The following is a 17,440-nucleotide window of genomic DNA, read 5'->3' as shown; positions in this document are numbered from 1 at the left end:
GCAGCGTTCACCCGGCGGCCGGGCCGGGAACATCGGTGATCATCAACTTCGTCGTAGGGTCCACGTATGTCGACGTCTCGTGTTCGTGCAGCGCTCGCCGGGGTCGTGGGAGCGGTCCTGGTCGTGACGCTGACGCCGGTCGTGGCGGCCGCCGCACCCGCTGTGGTGCCGCTGGTCGACGATCCGGCGGGCTATGTGGATCCGTTCATCGGGACCACCCGCGGCGGCAACACCTGGCCCGGCGCGACCCGGCCGTTCGGCATGATCGCCTGGAGCCCGACCAGCACCAACGGCGACCAGACCAACACCGGCGCGGCCAACGGCTACGAGTACAACGTCACGAAGGTGCGTGGCTTCAGCCTGACCCACGTCAACGGCGCGGGCTGCAGCCCGGGGGCCGCCGGGGACGTGCCGATCATGCCGTACGTGGGGGACGTCACCACCTCACCCACCGCGGACACCCGTGACCAGCAGTACGTCTCGACGTTCGCGCACGCCAACGAGTCCGCCGCCCCCGGCCGGTACACCGTCGGACTCGACAACGGCGTACGGACCGACCTCGCCGTCAGCACCCGGGCCGGCGTCGGCGACTTCACCTTCCCCACCGGCTCGGCCGCCAACCTGCTGTTCCGCACCTCCAACTCGCTCAACGGCAGCGAGGACGCCGAGATCACCATCGACGCCGGCAGCCGTACCGTCACCGGGTCGGTGCTCACCGGCGGCTTCTGCGGGCGCCGGGGCAACGGCGGCGGGGCGACCAACACGAACCGCCGCTCGTACTACCGGCTCTACTTCAGCGCGGTCTTCGACCGTGCCTTCGCCCGGACCGGCACCTGGCAGAACGCGACCGTCACCCCGGGCGGCACCACGGCCACCGGGGGAGAGGGCTACCTCACCGGCGCGGACCGGGCCGGCAAGGGCTCCGGCGGCTGGGTGGGCTTCGACACGGCCGCCGGCGGGGCGGTGCGCATGCGGGTCGGCATCTCGTACGTGAGCCTGGCCGGTGCCGCCGCCAACCGGGACGCCGAGGTCCCCGCCACCGCCACCGTCGACTCCGTCGCCGCGGCCACCCGCGACGCCTGGAACACCGAGCTCAAGCGCATCCGGGTCGGCGGCGGCACCGAGGCACGGACGAAAGCCCTCTACACCGCGGTCTACCACTCGCTGATGCAACCGCAGACGATGAACGACCTGGACGGCCGCTACCTCGGCGCCGACCGGCAGATCCACAGCATCCGGGCCGGCCAGCGGGCGGCGTACGGCACGTTCTCCGGCTGGGACCAGTACCGGGCGCAGATCCAGTTCCTCGCCCTGCTGCGCCCCGACGTGGCCGGCGACATGGCCCAGTCGATGCTGGACTTCGCCGCCCAGAACAACGGCATCTGGGACCGCTGGCTGCACCTCGGCGCTGCGACCCACGTCATGACCGGTGACCCGGCCGCCCCGACGCTGGCCACGTACTACGCCATGGGCGCTCGCAACTTCGATGCCCGGGCGGCGCTCGACTCGCTCGTCCGGCAGGCGACGGTGCAGAATCCGGACGCCCTCTCCGACGCCGGTTGCCCCGGTCAGTGCCTCGGGCAGCGGCCGACGCTCAACACGTACCTGGCGTTGAAGTACGCGGCGAACGACATCTGCCACTGCTGGGGCGGTGCCGCGGAGACCTTGGAGAACTCGCTGGCCGACTTCTCCCTGGCGATGTGGGCGCGGCGGGCCGGACGCAACGACCTGTACCGGCAGCTGCTGCCGCGTGGCGACTACTGGAAGAACACGTACAACCCGGCGGTCGGATACCAGGCGGCTCGGCGGGCGGACGGCAGCTGGCAGAGCGGCTTCACGCCGTCGACGGATGTGGGCTTCGCGCAGGGGTCCAGTGCCACGTACACGTGGATGGTGCCGCAGGACGTGTCCGGGCTGGCGGCGCTGATGGGTGGGCGTACGGCGGCGGCGACCCGGCTGGACGGGCTGTTCCACGACGAGAACGGCAACTGGGCGGTGCTCGGGGGCAACCCGCTGCGCTACGACCCGACCAACGAGCCGGGCATCCATGTGCCGTGGATGTACAACGGGCTCGGCCAGCCGTGGAAGACCCAGGAGACTGTGCGGCAGATCGTCGACACCGCGTACGGGACCGGTCCGGCGGGTCTGCCCGGCAACGACGACCTGGGCACGATGAGTGCCTGGTACGCGTTCGCGGCGATCGGCATGTTCCCGCAGGTTCCTGGCCGGGCGGAGATGCTCCTGGGCAGCCCGGTGTTCACCCGCGTGGTGATCGACCGCGGCAACGGGGTCCGCCTCACGGTGAACGCGAACTCGGCGGAGCCGTACGTCCACGGGCTCAAGCTGAACGGCTCGACGCTGCGCCGCTCCTGGCTCCCGGAGTCGTTCGTGCAGACCGGCGGCACGGTCACCTTCACGCTGGCGGCCGGTCCGGACAAGACCTGGGCCACCGCGTCCGCCGACCTCCCGAAGGACCACTGACGACCGGCCCGGCTGTCGATCGTCACAACGACACGCCCGGATTAGGCCGAGCGTTCCCTTCGACCCCGGGCGATCGGTTCGGATGTGGGTGGGATCACCTTCGTCCGGCGAGCCAGACATTCAGCCTGATCGAGAACCATTACGGCGGCGACCGCATGGCGGATCACCGATATGTCGGGTTTCGCATTCCTCGGTCAGCGGGCTGCGCGCAGGAGTGAGTCGTGCGGAAGCGTCAGACCTTCGTGCGAAGATTTCCGACGTGAACACCGCGTCCCCGGCACCGTTGCTGCTCGTCCAAGGCGACGAGGAGCTGCTCGCCGCCCGGGCGATCGCCGCCGCGGTCGCCGCCGCACGGGCCGATGAGCCCGGCGCGGACGTCCGCGAATACGAGGCCGGTGCGCTCAGCGCCGGTGAGGTCGCCGAGATGCTCAGCCCGTCGCTGTTCGGCGGGCGCCGGGTCCTGGTCATCCGCAGCGGCCAGGACGCGCGCAAGGACCTCGTCACCGCGCTGCTGGCCTACGCCAAGAATCCGGACCCCGACGTCTCGCTGATCGTCTCCCACGTGGGTGGCGCCAAGGGCAAGGCCTTCGCCGACGGTCTGCGGACCGCCGGCGCGACCGTCGTCCCCGTCGCCAAGCTCAAGGGGGAGCGCGAGCGGATCGCGTTCGTGCGTGACGAGTTCCGGCGCAACGGTGGCCGGTGCGACGAGGCCGCCGCGTCCGCGCTGCTGGCGGCGGTCGGCACCGACCTGCGGGAGATCGCCGCCGCCTGTTCGCAACTGCTGGCCGACACCGACGGCAAGATCAGCGCGGCCGTCGTCTCCCGCTACTACAAGGGCCGCGCCGAGGTCAGCGGCTTCGCGGTCGCCGACGCAGCCATGGTCGGTGACGTCCCGGGTGCGCTCGAGGCGCTGCGCTGGGCCCTGCACGTGGGTGTCGACCCGGTGCCGATCGCCGACGCGATCGCCGACGGTGTGCGCACGGTCGCCCGGGTCGCTTCGGCCGGCCGCGGCAACCCGTACCAGATGGCCAGCTCGCTCGGCATGCCCGCGTGGAAGATCCAGAAGGCCCAGGAGCGCAGCCGCGGCTGGACGCCGGAGGGCCTGGTCGACGCGATGCGCGCGGCGGCCGATTGCAACGCGGCGGTCAAAGGCGGTGCCGAGGACCGGGGGTACGCACTGGAGCGCGCCGTCTTCGCCGTCGCCGCCGCCCGCAACTCCGGCGGCTCCCGATGACCCGGTCACGCCGGGCCGGGCTGTCCCGTGACGAAGCCCGTCAGCAGCCGCTCTACGCCCGCATGCTCGGCCTGCAGTATCTCGCGCCCGGTGGCTTCCTCTGCTTCGTGTTCCTGGAGGGTGCCGTCGCGTTGGGCATCCTGTTGGCGCTCGCTGAGCTGGTCAGCTGGTGGGGCGTGCTGGCGCTGCCGCTGACCGTCGCGGCCATGGTCAAGCTCAACGACGTGGTTGCCGGCGCCCTGATCCGTCCCGCGACCACCCGCCCGCCGGTTGCCGGGGTCCGCGCTTCCGCGGCCTCACCGGGAGCGGTGACGGTTCGTCTGTCGCCCGCCGTGATCGCGCAGGTCAGCGCGGCGGGGCCGGAGAGCGGGTCACCCGCACTGCGGCCGGCCGTCGTCCGGCGAAGCACCACAGACCTGGCTTCCGGGCCGCCCGACGAGGATCGCTGGACCCCGGCCGCCATGGACGCGAGCGCGCTGAACGGTCCGCCGGTGACCCGGCAGTGGACCGAGGACCTCGACGACAGCCAGCAGCGCGCACGACAGTCGGCAGCCCGCCGCTACGAGTAGGCGGGCGTGCTACTCCCACTGCCCAACCAACTGTGTGCACCTGGCTGCGGAAACAACTCAGGCACCGCTGAACCCGGAGGTTCGGCGGTGCCCAGAGGTGTGTGACGCTGGAACCAGCCTGCGGTCAGGCAGACAGCGAGGCGATCCGCTTGGCGATGGCCGACTTGCGGTTCGCCGCCTGGTTCTTGTGAATGACGCCCTTGCTCGCAGCCTTGTCGAGCTGACGCGAGGCGTCACGCAGCAGCGCGGTAGCCGTCTCGGTGTTGCCGGACGCGCTCGCCTCGTTCAGCTTGCGGATCACGGTCTTCAGCGACGACTTGACCGACTTGTTGCGCAGCCTGGCCTTCTCGTTCTGCCGGTTGCGCTTGATCTGGGACTTGATGTTCGCCACGCGACAGCCTTGTCCTGACTAGTTCGGATGATGTACTCGGACGGTGGCGACGCAGCAAACAGCAACGTCACCACACGCGACGAACTAATGTATCAGGCCCGCTTCGCGCCGCCCAAATCGCTCGGCTGCCCGGCGGGCGCACGGCTCACTTCGGCGGCACCCAGCCGCGGCGCTCGGCCAGCCAGGCGAGGGCTTGTCCGCCACTGAACCGTTGATGCTGCCGGCTGTGCGGCGAGGCGCTGCTGGGACCGCGGGCCGCGCTGGTCAGCCAGTATCCGCTGAGCGCGGCCAGGGCGCCGTCGACACCGTCCGCCGGCGGCTGCCACGGCTCCAGGGCGGCATCCACGTCGAGGGCGCTCGCGTACGCCGTGACCAGCAACGTCACCGAGTCGAACCACGGGGCGCCGAGGCAGGGCCAGGTCCAGTCGCAGAGCCACGCTGCGCCGTACGCGTCCAGCAGAACGTTGTCCACCCGCAGGTCGCCGTGCAGCATGCCGGACCCCGCGACCAGCTCCGGGAGCCCACGCTCCAGCGCGGCCAGTTCGCCCAGCCGGCCCGGCACCCAGTCCGGCGCGGGCGGCAGCGGCGCCCGCCCCGCCGCGACCTCGGACCACCACGACAGCTCATCACGCACGATGTCGCCGAGCCGCGGCAGGCCCAGGGCGAGCAGCTCAGGGCCGGGTCGGCTCAACGCCACCGCTGACGCCCGCCAGGCCGCCAGCGCCGCGCTCAGGTCACCCGGCGCCCACGGCAGCTTCGGCACGTGCCCCTCGATCGCCTCCAGACACAGCACGAAGTGCCCCTCAGCCACGAGCGTCCACCGCGGGCGTGCGGCCGGCACCTCCGTCGGTAGCGCGGCTGTGACGGCCGCCTCACGGGCGTACCAGTCGGCGATCGGCTCCGTCACCGGCGCGGCCTTGACGAAGACCCGATCCCCGGTCGCCGTCGTCAGCACGGCCGCGAAAGCCCTGGTGAAACCCCCGCCCGCGGCGGCCGCGGCCACGACCGGCGAGCCGAGCCGCAAGCTGATCGCTTCCCGCAAGGCCGCCGGCAGATCCCCCCAATCCGGACGTACGGCGGTAGCGCCGTAAGCGACCTCGGGCAATGTGACGGCGCGCATGCCCCCATCCTGCCTCCCCGTTTTTGTCGTACCCGGCTGGCAGGCTGTGCCCATGAGAACGGACGACTTCTGGGCGGTCATCGACCGGGCTACCGCCGACCGGCCGGGCTCGCCCGACGAGGTGGCCAAGCGGGCCACCGCCGAGCTGGTGGGGCGCGACCCCGACGAGATCGTGGCGTGGGGCCGCCACCTCGACAAGGTGATGAACGCCTCGGGCAAGGAAGACCTCTGGGCGGCGGCCTACCTGATCAACGGTGGGTGCTCCGAGGACGGCTTCGACAACTTCCGCGGCTGGCTGATCGCGAACGGGCGGGATGTCGTCGCCCGGGCGGTGCGGGAGCCGGATTCGCTGGCCGATCTGCCGGCGGTGCGAGCGGCGGCCGCGACGGGCGCGGTGTTCGAGGCCGAGGAGGTGTTGGGCATCGCCGAGGCGGCCCATCGGGAGGCCACCGGCGGCGACCTGCCGCCGAGCGAGACGCCCAGGACGCGCCCGGATCCCGCGATGCTGTGGGACTTCGACAACGAGGAAGAGATGCAGAAGCGGCTGCCCCGGCTGTCCGCCCTGTTCCTCGAGCCGCCGGACTGATCCGCCCGCTGCCCAGGGGGCGGGAAACGACGTCGAACGGGGTGGTCGGGTTTGGGCAGAATCGGGCGCATGGACGTTCATCAGCAGGAGACGGCCCCGGTGGGGGAGCAACGGTCGATGCGCGGCACGGTCGCGTCGGTGAGCTGTAACGACGTTTACTCGTTCAGCAAGCCGGTCCGCGACGAGATCGTGCTGATCGCGGGGCTGGGCGTGGCGGGTGATGTGCACGCCGGGCTGACGGTCCGGCACCGCAGCCGGGTGGCCGTGGACCCGGACCAGCCGAACCTTCGCCAGGTGCATCTCATCCGCGCCGAGCTGCACGACGAGGTGAATGAGGCGGGCTACGACGTCCCGGCCGGTGGCCTGGGGGAGAACGTCACCACGACCGGCATCGACCTGCTCGCGCTCCCGGTGGGCACTGTGCTGCGCTTCGGTCCGGCCCCCGCGCCGGGCGCGGAACTCTCACTGGTCGCCGACGCTGCTCTCGCACCGGATTCCGGAGCGGAGGGCTCGCCTGCCGGCGCCGCTCTCGCGCCTGCTGTCGGCGCGGAACGCTCGCCGGCCGATGCTGCTCTCGCGCCTGCTGTCGGCGCGGAACGCTCGCCGGCCGATGCTGCTCTCGCGCCTGCTGTCGGAGCGGAACGCTCGCCGGCCGATGCTGCTCTCGCGCCTGCTGTCGGAGCGGAACGCTCGTCGGCCGCGGAGACCGGGGTCGCCGGTCCGCCGGACGGTGCCGCCGCCGTTGTTGCTGTCGCGGCGCGCGCCACCCTCGACGCCCCCACCGCCGAGGCTGTAGCCGCCCTCGCCGCCCGCATCCAGGCCGAGCAGACCGCCGACCAGACCGCCGGGCAACCCGCCAGCCCGCTCACCGTGCCCGATCCCGCCGACCAGGACAACACGCCCACCGCAGCCGAGGGCACCACCGACCCCCGTCCGGCCATCGTCATCACCGGACTGCGCAATCCTTGCCAGCAGATCAACAACTACCGTCCCGGCCTGCTCAAACGCGTACTCGGGCGGGAGCCCGACGGCACGCTCAGCCGGCGGGCGGGCGTCATGGCCGTGGTCCTGCGGGGCGGCCCGGTCCGGCCCGGCGCCGAGATCCACGTCGAGCTTCCGCCGGGGCCGCACCGGCCGCTGGACCGGGTGTGATCGGGGCTTCCCGCGCGGCGTGGGACGATAGACGTTGCCGGTGCGTTCATCGGCAGCCAGCCCGCTTGAAGAGAACGGACGATCGTGCCTGGACCGCTCGACCCCGGCGTGAACATCATCGGAGCGACCGATCCCGGTCGGATCCGCAACTTCTGCATCATCGCGCACATCGACCACGGGAAGTCGACCCTGGCCGACCGGATGCTGCAGATCACCGGCGTGGTCGACCCGCGGCAGATGCGCGCTCAGTATCTCGACCGGATGGACATCGAGCGCGAGCGTGGCATCACGATCAAGAGTCAGGCCGTGCGCATGCCGTGGGTCGTCCGCGAGGGTGACCGCGCCGGCGACACCGCCGTGCTCAACATGATCGACACGCCGGGCCACGTCGACTTCACCTACGAGGTCTCCCGCAGCCTCGCCGCCTGTGAGGGCGCCGTCCTGCTGGTCGACGCCGCGCAGGGCATCGAGGCGCAGACCCTCGCCAACCTGTACCTGGCGATGGAGAACGACCTGCACATCATCCCGGTGCTCAACAAGATCGACTTGCCGGCCGCGCAGCCGGAGAAGTACGCCGAGGAGCTGGCCAAGCTCATCGGTTGCGAGCCCGACGACGTGCTGCGGGTCTCCGGCAAGACCGGGGTCGGCGTCCCTCATCTGCTCGACGAGGTCGTCCGCCAGTTCCAGCCGCCGGTCGGCGACGCCGACGCCCCGGCCCGCGCGATGATCTTCGACTCGGTGTACGACGTCTACCGCGGCGTGGTCACCTACGTCCGGGTCATCGACGGGCGGATCGAGGCCCGCGACAAGATCAAGATGATGTCCACCGGCACCGTGCACGAGCTGCTGGAGATCGGCGTCGTCTCGCCCGAGATGGAAAAGGCCGGCGCGCTCGGCGTGGGCGAGGTCGGTTACATGATCACCGGCGTGAAGGACGTCCGCCAGTCCCGGGTCGGCGACACCGTCACGAACAACCAGCGGCCGGCCTCCGAGCCGCTGGGCGGCTACTCCGACCCGAAGCCGATGGTTTACTCCGGCCTGTATCCGATCGACGGCTCGGACTACCCGGCGCTGCGTGACGCCCTCGACAAGCTGCAGCTCAACGACGCCTCGCTGACCTACGAGCCGGAGACGAGCACCGCGCTCGGGTTCGGTTTCCGGTGCGGCTTCCTCGGCCTGCTGCACCTGGAGATCATCGGCGAGCGGCTCGAACGCGAGTTCAACCTCGACCTGATCTCGACCGCGCCGAACGTGGTCTACCGCGTCTTCACCGAGGACGGGGCCGAGGTCGTGGTCACCAACCCGAGCGAGTTCCCGGAAGGCAAGATCGCCGAGATCCACGAGCCGGTGGTCCGGGCCACCGTCCTGGTTCCCAACGACTACGTCGGCGCCGTGATGGAGCTCTGCCAGAGCCGCCGCGGCCAGCTGCTCGGCATGGAGTATCTGTCCACCGAACGGGTCGAGCTGCGCTACACCCTGCCGCTGGGCGAGATCATCTTCGACTTCTTCGACCAGCTGAAGTCCAAGACCAAGGGCTACGCGTCGCTGGACTACGAGCCCTCGGGCGAGCAGGCGGCGGAGCTGGTCAAGGTCGACATCCTGCTGCACGGCGAGCCGGTGGACGCGTTCAGCGCGATCGTGCACAAGGACAAGGCCTACAACTACGGCGTCACGATCGCCGCCAAGCTGCAGAAACTCATCCCGCGGCAGCAGTTCGAGGTGCCGATCCAGGCCGCCATCGGCAGCCGCATCATCGCCCGCGAGACCATCCGCGCCATCCGCAAGGACGTGCTCGCCAAGTGCTACGGCGGTGACATCAGCCGCAAGCGCAAGCTGCTCGAGAAGCAGAAGGAAGGCAAGAAGCGGATGAAGATGGTCGGCCGCGTCGAGGTCCCCCAGGAGGCCTTCATCGCCGCGCTGTCGACCTCGGACTCGGCCGACAGCAAAACAAACAAAAAATAGGGCGGTTTGGTTTTCGGGCCGGTCGGGAACTCTGGGGTCAGACGAACGCAACAACTGTTCTACCCCCCAAGGAGACCTTCAATGACCGTCACCGGCATCATCACCGCGCTCATCGTCGGCCTGATCATCGGCGCCCTCGGCCGCCTGGTCGTACCCGGCAAGCAGAACATCCCGATCTGGCTGACCATGGTCATCGGTGTCGTGGCCGCCCTGCTGGGCACGGTCATCGCCCGCGCCTTCGGCGTGGACTCGACCGGCGGCATCGACTGGATCGAGCTGCTGTTCCAGGTCCTGCTCGCCGCCGTGGGTGTGGCGCTGGTCGTCGGCATCTCCGGCCGCCGCGGCGTCACCCGCTGAACCCGGATCAGCTGAGGCTGAACCGAAAAGCTCCACAGGAACGCCGGACCGCGAGGTCCGGCGTTCCTGCATTCCCGGTCCTTTCGCAACCAGCTCAGGCCGGGCAGTCTCGGAGGCCAGAGCGGCGCAAATCACACGGCACAAGCTTCGCTGGATTGCGGGGCTGCGCACTCCGCGACAGGGCCACTAGGTTGGGCCGATGGCTGCGCGGGGGCTTCTGTTCGACGCCGGCGGCGTACTCATCGGACCCGTCGGTGGCCGGTGGAATCCCCGGTACGACTTCGAGCAGGTCCTGGCCCGCCACGTCCCCGCCATCCCGGACTCAGCCCTACCAGCAGCCTTCGCAGCAGGCCAGGCGCTGCTCGACAGCGCCTCGGGCACTGCCGACAGGACCGACTACCACCGGGCCATCCTCCAAGCCCTCGGCATCGCCGACCCCACTCGTGAGCTGCTCGCCGAGCTCGAGCAGCCCGCCGCCGGGCTGCCCGTCGAGCCCTACCCCGAGGTCCGGGATGTTCTCGCTCGGCTGCATGCCGACGGGGTGCCGATGGCTGTCATCTCGGATGCCTGGCCGGATCTCGATGACCTTTTCCGCCGGCTCGGCCTGCGGAACTACTTCGTCACTCTGGTGATCTCGGCCGTTCTCGGGTGCCGCAAGCCCGATCCGCGGATGTACCGCGCCGGCAGTGACGCGCTCGGGCTTTCGCCGGCCGACTGTCTCTTTGTTGATGATGATCCTGAGCTTGTCGCCGCGGCCGTCCGGCTCGGCTATCAGGGGGTCACGATGGTCCGGGACCCCGATGGGACAGCGCCGCCCGCCACGCGGTGGATCGCTTCGCTGAGCGAGCTTGTTCCATAGCGGATTCAGTAGCGGAACTTGTGTTGCGCGCTGCGGCGGTTCACCCACGCCGGGAGTTCGTCCACGTGTTCCAGGTGCGGCACCTGCTCCACCGGGTCCTGCGGTTTCGTCACCTTGCGCATCGTCACCACGTAGCCCTGGACCAGGCGGTCCTCGCGCAGGTCCCGGTACGTCGCCTCCACCATCACCTGGGTCTCGTCCGCCCGTTGCAGGGCGCAGTAGACCACCCCGTCGCCCTCGTCGCGGAGGGCTCGGCGGATCTGGCCCCGGTCGTCCGGGTGGACCAGATCCGGCAGCTTCGCGAACGGGGGGAGTTCCTTCTCACCGATCAGTTCGTGGAGCGCCGGGCTCGCGTACCGGATCTGCTGGTCCTCGTCGATCACCAGCATGATGTCCGCGGTGTTGCGGATCACCGCCCGCAGGTAGAGGTCGCTGTCGCGGCGGCCCACGGCCTCCACCAGGGAGATCCGGTCCAGGGCCAGCGCCGCCTGGCCGGCCAGGACCTCCAGGGCGTCGCGGCTCACCGTCAGCATGTCCTTGCGGCCCGCCAGCACCAGCGCGCCGCCGCTCGGGCGGGCCACGGCCAGCGGTTCCAGCCACAGCGGACAGACCAGCGTCCCGTCGGCCGGGTCCGTTCCGGGCTTCTTCTCGTCGTCCAGCCACCAGCTGCGCGGCCGGGGGCTCGTCGTCGCCGCCGGCAGGGCCTGCAACGTGAGCTGGCGGTCGTCGGTGGCGAAGACGATGCGTTGCACGTCGTGCGGGGGCAGCAGCTGGGTCACCGCCGTGCGGACCGCCTCGTCGACCGCGGCGTCGTCGGCCGCCGCGACCAGCGCCGCGCTGGCCTCGCGCAGTACGCGTTCGCGGGTCAGGGCCTGGCTGTTCTGCGTCACGGAGTCGGCCAGCCGGGTGAAGGCCAGCACCACCGTCAGCGCGCCCGCCACCGCGATCACCACACCGTCGCGGACCTCACCCTGCAACGCCTCGATGAGCAGCACCAGCGGTGGTGTGGCCACCGACAGGCCCAGCAGGGTCGCCCAGCGGCCCTGCCACGGCTTGGGCCGCAGCGGCAGGGGAGTCGTCAGCTGGACCATCGACGGGTGCAGCGCCGCGCCGCCCCAGGCCAGGTAGAGGACCATGTAGCCGGCCTCGGACCACGAGCTCGGGGCCAGCGAGTAGGCGATGTCGCTGCCCAGGCAGCCCAGCGCCCCGACGCCGAGCAGCACCGCCGACCAGTTGAACCAGACCGCCACGATCAGCCGGGCGCAGATGCCGACCAGCAGCAGGGCGCCGAGCATGTCCTCCGGTGCTATCCCGCCCAGCCAGCTGCTGCCCCCGATCAGGAAGACCCAGATCACCAGCAGCGCCGCGCAGGCGAAGGCCACCAGGTCGATCACCCGGGCCCGGTCCATCAGGATCGCGCCGGCCCGGGTCAGTTGCAGCAGCGACAGCGCCACCAGCGCGAACATCGCCAGGTAGGCGATGTCGGCGGCCGCGTACTTGTGCAGGGCGTGCAGGATGTCGCCGATGGCCACCGCGACGACGGACGCCGTCAGCAGCAGCCAGGGCCCGATCCGGGCGGGCTTGTGCCGGCATATCCCGAAGATGATCGCGGCGACGCCGACGGCTCCCAGATGGATCCACTCGATGGCTTGGAGCACGACTAACTAGTACCAGTCCGGTCGCTGTCTGTCCACGTCGATGTATACGCAGCGCTATGACCAGGCAACATCGTGATCGTGACTCTTCCGGGCATGAATAAACGTGAATATGAAGGCTGATCGCCTAGCTGAAGACCTCGGCGACCACGGTGTCGTTGCCCGCGCCCTTGCCGCCGGTTACGGGCTGCCACTTTCCGTCGGGTGCGTTCCACTCCCGGTCGGCGAAGCGGACCCGCTCCACGCCCGTGCTGCTGGCGTGCGAGACGAGCCAGTGGGCGTACCGCCAGCCGGCGTTGACGTCCTTGACCGCCACGGTCAGGCCGCCGCTCTGGGTCGCCTCGATGGTGTTGAGGCCCTTGCCCCAGTCGAGGCGCATGCCCTCGGCCAGTGCGGCCGCGGCGGTGGCCCCACGCAGGGCGGGCTCGCCGCTCACCGTGCACTCGACTGCGCCGGTGGCCCGGCCGGTCAGCGCTGTGGCGAGCACGGTGGACTCGTCGGCCCACTTCTCGTACGCGTTCGGGTAGGCCGACCGCTGCACCTTCTGGGCCGCGTCGGTGACCCGCATCTTCTGCCAGCCCTTGACCTTCTTGAGGGCCGAGTAGAACTTGCCCGCCGCGTACCTCGGGTCCTGGATCTTCTCCGGCGTGCCCCAGCCCTGGCTGGGGCGCTGCTGGAACAGCCCGACCGAGTCGCGGTCGCCGGTGTCCAGATTCTCCAGCTTGGACTCCTGGAACGCGGTCGCCAGCGCGATGATGATGGCTCGCTCGGGCATCTTGCGCCGCAGGCCGACGGCCGTGATCGTGGCCGCGTTGGCCATCTGCACGAGGTCCAGCGCGACCTCGCCGTCAGCCCGGACGATGCACTCCGGGCCGAGCTGCGGAAGCTTGATCTTGCCGCCGACGGAGTTGACGGCCACGACCACGCCGAGGGCGCCGAGGAGCGCGAGCAGAACGACCACGACTACCGGCTTTCTGCGCACGCACACTCCCTCCGTCGGGGGACAAGAGTAATCAACGAGTGCCCGTCTCCGGCGTCGCCGGCACCCAGGACGCCGGACGCTTCTCGCGGAAGGCCGCGACACCCTCGCGGCCCTCGGCCGACCGGAAGTAGCCGGCCGAGCGCTCCGACAGCTCGGCCAGGTCGGCGCGCACGGTCTCGGCCGGCCGGCGGCGCAGCAGCTGCTTGGTGCCGGCCAGGGCCAGCGGGCCACCCCGGACCAGAGATTCCGTGTACGCGGTGACGGCCGCGTCCAGCCCCTCCGCCTCGACAGCCGCCGTGACCAGCCCGATCTCGGCCGCGCGGGCCCCGTCGAAGACGTCGCCCGTGAGATAGAGCTCGGCCGCGGCCCGCGGAGCCAGCCGGGGCAGCACGGTGGCACTGATCACGGCCGGGATCACGCCCAGGCGTACCTCGGAGAACGCGAACGTCGCCGTACGGGCGCAGACCGCGAGGTCGGCCGCCGCGATCAGGCCCAGCCCGCCCGCCCGGGCCGGACCGGCGATCCGGGCCAGCACCGGCTTCGGGAACTCCCAGATCGCGGCGAGCACGTCGGCCAGCAGCTCAGCCGGGATCCGGCCGGACTCCCGGGCCTCGGCGGTCTCCTTGAGGTCGGCCCCCGAGCAGAAGACCGGGCCGGTGTGCGAGATCACCACCGCCCGGACCGCCGGGTCGGTGAGCGCGGCGCCGAGCGCCGCCAGCAGCTCGCTCATGAGCTGTGCGGAGAGCGCATTACGGTTCGCCGGGCTGTCCAGCGTCACGGTGGTCACCCCGGCTGCGGTGACGGTACGGACCAACTCCATGCCGGAACCCTAACGGTGTACGTGCACACTTGACGGATGCCTGGTCCCGCGCCCGAGGGCGAGCCCGTACCGAGTGACGGCTCGCTGCCCGACAGTGCCCTGCGCGACGTCGGTGGACGCGGCTTCGGGGTCTACGTCCACGTCCCGTTCTGCGCCAGCCGGTGCGGGTACTGCGACTTCAACACGTACACGGCCAGCGAGCTGGGCGGGGGCGCCAGCCGGGAGGGCTACGCCGACGCGGTCCTGGCCGAGCTGAAGCTGGCCGCCTCGGTCACCGGCGCGCGCGTCGACACCGTCTTCGTCGGCGGCGGCACGCCGACCCTGCTCGACCCGGGCGACCTGGGCCGGATCCTCGAGGGCATCGACCGCACCTGGGGGCTCGCCGCCGACGCGGAGATCACCACCGAGGCCAATCCCGAGTCGGTCACCCCGCAGTCGCTGCAGGCGCTGCGCAAGGCCGGCTACACCCGGATCTCGCTGGGCATGCAGTCCGCCGCCCCGGCCGTGCTGCGGATCCTGGAGCGCCGGCACACCGCCGGGCGGGCGCCGCAGGCCGCGATCGAGGCCCGGGAGGCCGGCTTCGACCACGTCAACCTGGATCTGATCTACGGGACGCCGGGGGAGACGCCCGAGGATTTCGCCCGTTCGCTGGCCGCGGTGCTCGACGCGGGGGTGGACCATGTCAGCGCGTACTCGCTGATCGTGGAGGACGGGACGCGGATGGCGGCCCGGATGCGCCGGGGCGAGCTGCCGTACCCGGAGGACGACGTGGCCGCGGACCGCTACCTGGCCGCCGAGGCGGCGCTGGGCGGGGCGGGTTTCTCCTGGTACGAAGTGTCGAACTGGGCGACGACACCGGACGCCCGCTGCCGGCACAACCTCTTGTACTGGACCGGCGGGGACTGGTGGGGGCTCGGGCCGGGCGCGCACAGCCACGTCGGCGGGGTGCGCTGGTGGAACGTCAAGCACCCGGCCGCGTACGCGAAGCGGGTGGAGGCCGGCCTGTCGCCCGGGCAGGGCCGGGAGATCCTGACCGATGCCGACCGGCACGTCGAGGATGTGATGTTGCGCGTACGGCTGCGCGACGGCCTGCCGCTGACCGCGCTGGACGCGGCCGGGCTGGCCGGTGCGGCCGGGGCCCTGGCCGACGGCCTGCTGGACCCGGCGGCGTACGAGGCCGGCCGGGTGGTCCTGACCCTGCGCGGCCGGCTGCTGGCCGACGCCGTGATCCGCGACCTGCTGCCGTGACGCCGATGGCGCCGGGCCGGGGCCCGGCGCCATCGAAGCGCTACTTGATGAGCGAGACCGTCATCGGGTAGTTGTACGGCTCGTTGTTGTTCGCCTTCACGCCGGCGACGATGCCGAAGATCGTGGCGATCGCCCAGGCCGCGATACCGACGAAGAAGCCGATCACGATGCAGGTCAGCACCCAGCCGACGATGGCGATGATCGACCAGAGGATCTGGAAGTTCAGCGCCTTGACCGCCTCGGCCCGCACGACCGGGGACTGGTTGCCCTTGGCCAGCAGCGCCACCAGCGGGGCGATCCAGCCGGAGCAGCCGCCACCGAGGAACGCGCCGGCCGCGCCCCCGAAGTGGGCGACCAGGATCCAGGTCTTGTCGTCGTTGCCCGGCGCGTAGCCACCCGGCGGGTAACCACCGGGCTGCTGGCCGTAGGCGCCGGGCGGGCCGTAGCCACCGGCACCCGAGCCGGGCGGCGGGCCGTAGCCACCCGCGCCGGAGCTGGGCGGCGGGCCGTAGCCACCGGCACCGGAGCTGGGCGGCGGGCCGTAACCGCCGGCGCCGGAGCTGGGCGGCGGGCCGTAACCGCCGGCACCCGAGGTGGGCGGCGGGGTGCCGTAGGTCGGCGGCTGCTGCGGCGGGGTGCCGTAGCTCGGCGGCTGCGGGGAGCCGTACGCCGGGGGCGGCGGCGGGGCCGATCCGGGAGTCGGATCGTTACCCGGATATGGGTTGAGCGGCGCGGTGGGATCCGAGGGATTGCCCTCACCGGGCGGACGCGGCGGTTCAGTCATGCGCACACGGTAGGACCGCACGTCGAACGTGGCGAGAGCAACACCCGGGTGACGTCGGAGAATAGACAGTCGGCTAAGTGGCTCAGGCCCTGACGGCTGATCATCGCGCGGCGGGCGCGGGCGACGTAGACTGGCACTCGACTTCGCGGAGTGCCAGCTGAGAGGTGGAGGGGTGCGACATGAGTCTCGACGACCGCAAACTCGAAGTACTCCGCGCCATCGTCGAGGACTACGTCGCCACCCAGGAACCGGTGGGCAGCAAAGCCCTGGTCGAGCGGCATCAGCTGGGCGTCTCACCGGCCACGGTCCGCAACGACATGGCCGTGCTGGAGGAGGAGGGCTACATCCGGCAGCCGCACACCAGTGCCGGCCGGGTGCCCACCGACGCCGGTTACCGCCTCTTCGTCGACCGGCTCTCCCGGGTCAAGGCGCTGAGCCCGGCCGAGCGCCGGGCCATCGAGCGCTTCCTGGTCGGCGCGGTCGACCTCGACGACGTGGTGCACCGCACAGTGCGCCTGCTGGCGCAGCTCACCCGCCAGGTCGCCGTCGTGCAGTATCCCAGCCTGGCCCGTTCCGCGGTGCGTCATCTGGAGCTGGTGCCGATCTCCACCACCCGGATCATGCTGGTGATGATCGCCGACACCGGCCGGGTCGAGCAGCGCCTGGTGGAACTGCCCGGGCCGACGCCCGGCGACGACGTGCTCGACATGCGCCGGGTGATCAACGCCAAGCTCACCGGGCAGAAGCTGGCCGACACCCCGCCGCTGGTGCAGACGCTGGTCGACGAGTGCGCCCCGGAGAAGCGCACCACGATGGCCTGCGTCGCCTCGGTGCTGCTGGAGACACTGGTGGAGCGCAGTGAGGAACGCCTCGCTCTGGCGGGCACGGCCAACCTCACCCGCGGCGGCGTGCTGGACTTCCAGGGCTCGCTGCGGCCGGTCCTGGAGGCGCTGGAGGAGGAGGTCATCCTGCTCAAGCTCATCGGTGAGGTGGAACCGAGCACCACCCGGGTCCGCATCGGCGACGAGAACGAGATCGACAACCTGCGGGCGGCCTCGGTGGTCAGCACGGGTTACGGACCCGGCGCGACGATCGTTGGTGGGCTCGGCGTGCTGGGGCCGACCCGGATGGATTACCCCGGCACCATCGCCACGGTACGAGCCGTGGCACGCTACGTTGGCGATTTGCTGGCACAAAACTGACGGAACCGCTCAGCGCTGGGCAGACATGAGGACTCGAA

At 71.1% G+C, this 17,440-nt stretch carries 15 protein-coding genes and 1 pseudogene; 10 read left to right on the top strand and 6 right to left on the bottom strand.

The genetic code is table 11. The annotated features are described in order from the left end of the window. Positions 1 to 66: 66 nt before the first annotated feature. From AB0C12_RS17390 to AB0C12_RS17380, 3 genes and pseudogenes are all read left to right on the top strand, one after another. Positions 67 to 2,481, top strand: coding sequence for a GH92 family glycosyl hydrolase (locus AB0C12_RS17390; protein ID WP_360548906.1), 2,415 nt, complete (start codon positions 67 to 69; stop codon positions 2,479 to 2,481). A gap of 250 nt (positions 2,482 to 2,731) precedes the next feature. Then, positions 2,732 to 3,715, top strand: a complete 984-nt coding sequence (holA, locus tag AB0C12_RS17385) for a DNA polymerase III subunit delta (RefSeq protein WP_360549056.1) — start codon at positions 2,732 to 2,734, stop codon at positions 3,713 to 3,715. Next, a pseudogene (locus AB0C12_RS17380) lies at positions 3,712 to 3,969 on the top strand (hypothetical protein); the annotation flags it as partial. The gene holA and the pseudogene AB0C12_RS17380, both read left to right, overlap by 4 nt. Before the next feature lie 439 nt (positions 3,970 to 4,408). On the opposite strand, the gene rpsT reads toward AB0C12_RS17380, so the two are convergent. Together rpsT and AB0C12_RS17370 are read right to left on the bottom strand one after the other, a co-directional pair. Beyond that, on the bottom strand, positions 4,409 to 4,675 hold the full coding sequence (rpsT, locus tag AB0C12_RS17375) for a 30S ribosomal protein S20 (protein WP_212992737.1): 267 nt from the start codon (positions 4,673 to 4,675) through the stop codon (positions 4,409 to 4,411). Between the two features lie 145 nt (positions 4,676 to 4,820). Further along, a complete protein-coding gene (locus tag AB0C12_RS17370; RefSeq protein ID WP_360548904.1) occupies positions 4,821 to 5,795 on the bottom strand; it encodes a phosphotransferase in 975 nt (324 codons plus the stop codon). Between the two features lie 52 nt (positions 5,796 to 5,847). Here AB0C12_RS17370 and AB0C12_RS17365 point away from each other — a divergent pair, with 52 nt between their 5' ends. The 5 genes from AB0C12_RS17365 to AB0C12_RS17345 all read left to right on the top strand — a co-directional run bounded on the left by AB0C12_RS17365 (position 5,848) and on the right by AB0C12_RS17345 (position 10,711). After that, positions 5,848 to 6,381 carry a DUF4240 domain-containing protein gene (locus AB0C12_RS17365; protein ID WP_360548902.1) on the top strand — a complete coding sequence of 178 codons (534 nt, stop codon included), beginning with the start codon at positions 5,848 to 5,850 and terminating at the stop codon, positions 6,379 to 6,381. A 69-nt stretch (positions 6,382 to 6,450) separates the two neighbouring features. Further along, the gene (locus AB0C12_RS17360; protein WP_360548900.1) at positions 6,451 to 7,533 is read left to right on the top strand and encodes a transcription elongation factor; all 1,083 of its coding nucleotides are present in this window, start codon (positions 6,451 to 6,453) and stop codon (positions 7,531 to 7,533) included. An 84-nt stretch (positions 7,534 to 7,617) separates the two neighbouring features. Further along, positions 7,618 to 9,495: a translation elongation factor 4 gene (gene lepA / locus AB0C12_RS17355; RefSeq protein ID WP_360548898.1), complete on the top strand. Its 1,878-nt coding sequence runs from the start codon at positions 7,618 to 7,620 to the stop codon at positions 9,493 to 9,495. A gap of 81 nt (positions 9,496 to 9,576) precedes the next feature. Continuing rightward, positions 9,577 to 9,852, top strand: coding sequence for a GlsB/YeaQ/YmgE family stress response membrane protein (locus tag AB0C12_RS17350; RefSeq protein WP_360548897.1), 276 nt, complete (start codon positions 9,577 to 9,579; stop codon positions 9,850 to 9,852). A gap of 199 nt (positions 9,853 to 10,051) precedes the next feature. Beyond that, positions 10,052 to 10,711, top strand: coding sequence for an HAD-IA family hydrolase (locus tag AB0C12_RS17345; RefSeq protein ID WP_360548895.1), 660 nt, complete (start codon positions 10,052 to 10,054; stop codon positions 10,709 to 10,711). 5 nt (positions 10,712 to 10,716) lie between these two features. Here AB0C12_RS17345 and AB0C12_RS17340 read toward each other — a convergent pair whose 3' ends face one another. The 3 genes from AB0C12_RS17340 to AB0C12_RS17330 all read right to left on the bottom strand — a co-directional run bounded on the left by AB0C12_RS17340 (position 10,717) and on the right by AB0C12_RS17330 (position 14,168). Beyond that, positions 10,717 to 12,369, bottom strand: coding sequence for a PAS domain-containing protein (locus AB0C12_RS17340; protein ID WP_360548893.1), 1,653 nt, complete (start codon positions 12,367 to 12,369; stop codon positions 10,717 to 10,719). 124 nt (positions 12,370 to 12,493) lie between these two features. Then, a complete protein-coding gene (locus AB0C12_RS17335) occupies positions 12,494 to 13,354 on the bottom strand; it encodes a hypothetical protein (protein WP_360548891.1) in 861 nt (286 codons plus the stop codon). 25 nt (positions 13,355 to 13,379) lie between these two features. Next, complete coding sequence (locus AB0C12_RS17330; RefSeq protein ID WP_360548889.1) at positions 13,380 to 14,168, bottom strand: enoyl-CoA hydratase-related protein; 789 nt, start codon at positions 14,166 to 14,168, stop codon at positions 13,380 to 13,382. Positions 14,169 to 14,204: 36 nt separating this feature from the next. Between AB0C12_RS17330 and hemW the strand changes: the two genes are divergently transcribed. Next, complete coding sequence (gene hemW / locus AB0C12_RS17325; RefSeq protein ID WP_360548887.1) at positions 14,205 to 15,416, top strand: radical SAM family heme chaperone HemW; 1,212 nt, start codon at positions 14,205 to 14,207, stop codon at positions 15,414 to 15,416. Between the two features lie 40 nt (positions 15,417 to 15,456). Here hemW and AB0C12_RS17320 read toward each other — a convergent pair whose 3' ends face one another. Beyond that, positions 15,457 to 16,200 (bottom strand): DUF4870 domain-containing protein, encoded by a 744-nt coding sequence (locus AB0C12_RS17320; RefSeq protein WP_360548886.1) that lies wholly within the window; start codon positions 16,198 to 16,200, stop codon positions 15,457 to 15,459. A gap of 179 nt (positions 16,201 to 16,379) precedes the next feature. On the opposite strand from AB0C12_RS17320, the gene hrcA reads away from it, so the two are divergent. Beyond that, positions 16,380 to 17,402, top strand: coding sequence for a heat-inducible transcriptional repressor HrcA (gene hrcA, locus AB0C12_RS17315; RefSeq protein WP_360548884.1), 1,023 nt, complete (start codon positions 16,380 to 16,382; stop codon positions 17,400 to 17,402). Positions 17,403 to 17,440 lie beyond the last annotated feature (38 nt).

The organism is Actinoplanes sp. NPDC048967, assembly GCF_040649415.1.
Lineage (GTDB): Bacteria > Actinomycetota > Actinomycetes > Mycobacteriales > Micromonosporaceae > Actinoplanes.
Note: the sequence above shows the minus strand (reverse complement) of the source record. Positions and strands in the feature narration are given on the sequence as shown.

What these genes read in the sequence shown, in the direction of transcription:
- hrcA (WP_360548884.1), top strand. Translation starts at nt 16,380, where the DNA reads ATGAGTCTCGACGACCGCAAACTCGAAGTACTCCGCGCCATCGTCGAG.
- hemW (WP_360548887.1), top strand. Translation starts at nt 14,205, where the DNA reads ATGCCTGGTCCCGCGCCCGAGGGCGAGCCCGTACCGAGTGACGGCTCG.
- AB0C12_RS17330 (WP_360548889.1), bottom strand. Translation starts at nt 14,168, where the DNA reads ATGGAGTTGGTCCGTACCGTCACCGCAGCCGGGGTGACCACCGTGACG.
- AB0C12_RS17365 (WP_360548902.1), top strand. Translation starts at nt 5,848, where the DNA reads ATGAGAACGGACGACTTCTGGGCGGTCATCGACCGGGCTACCGCCGAC.
- AB0C12_RS17370 (WP_360548904.1), bottom strand. Translation starts at nt 5,795, where the DNA reads ATGCGCGCCGTCACATTGCCCGAGGTCGCTTACGGCGCTACCGCCGTA.
- AB0C12_RS17390 (WP_360548906.1), top strand. Translation starts at nt 67, where the DNA reads ATGTCGACGTCTCGTGTTCGTGCAGCGCTCGCCGGGGTCGTGGGAGCG.
- AB0C12_RS17350 (WP_360548897.1), top strand. Translation starts at nt 9,577, where the DNA reads ATGACCGTCACCGGCATCATCACCGCGCTCATCGTCGGCCTGATCATC.
- AB0C12_RS17345 (WP_360548895.1), top strand. Translation starts at nt 10,052, where the DNA reads ATGGCTGCGCGGGGGCTTCTGTTCGACGCCGGCGGCGTACTCATCGGA.
- AB0C12_RS17360 (WP_360548900.1), top strand. Translation starts at nt 6,451, where the DNA reads ATGGACGTTCATCAGCAGGAGACGGCCCCGGTGGGGGAGCAACGGTCG.
- AB0C12_RS17320 (WP_360548886.1), bottom strand. Translation starts at nt 16,200, where the DNA reads ATGACTGAACCGCCGCGTCCGCCCGGTGAGGGCAATCCCTCGGATCCC.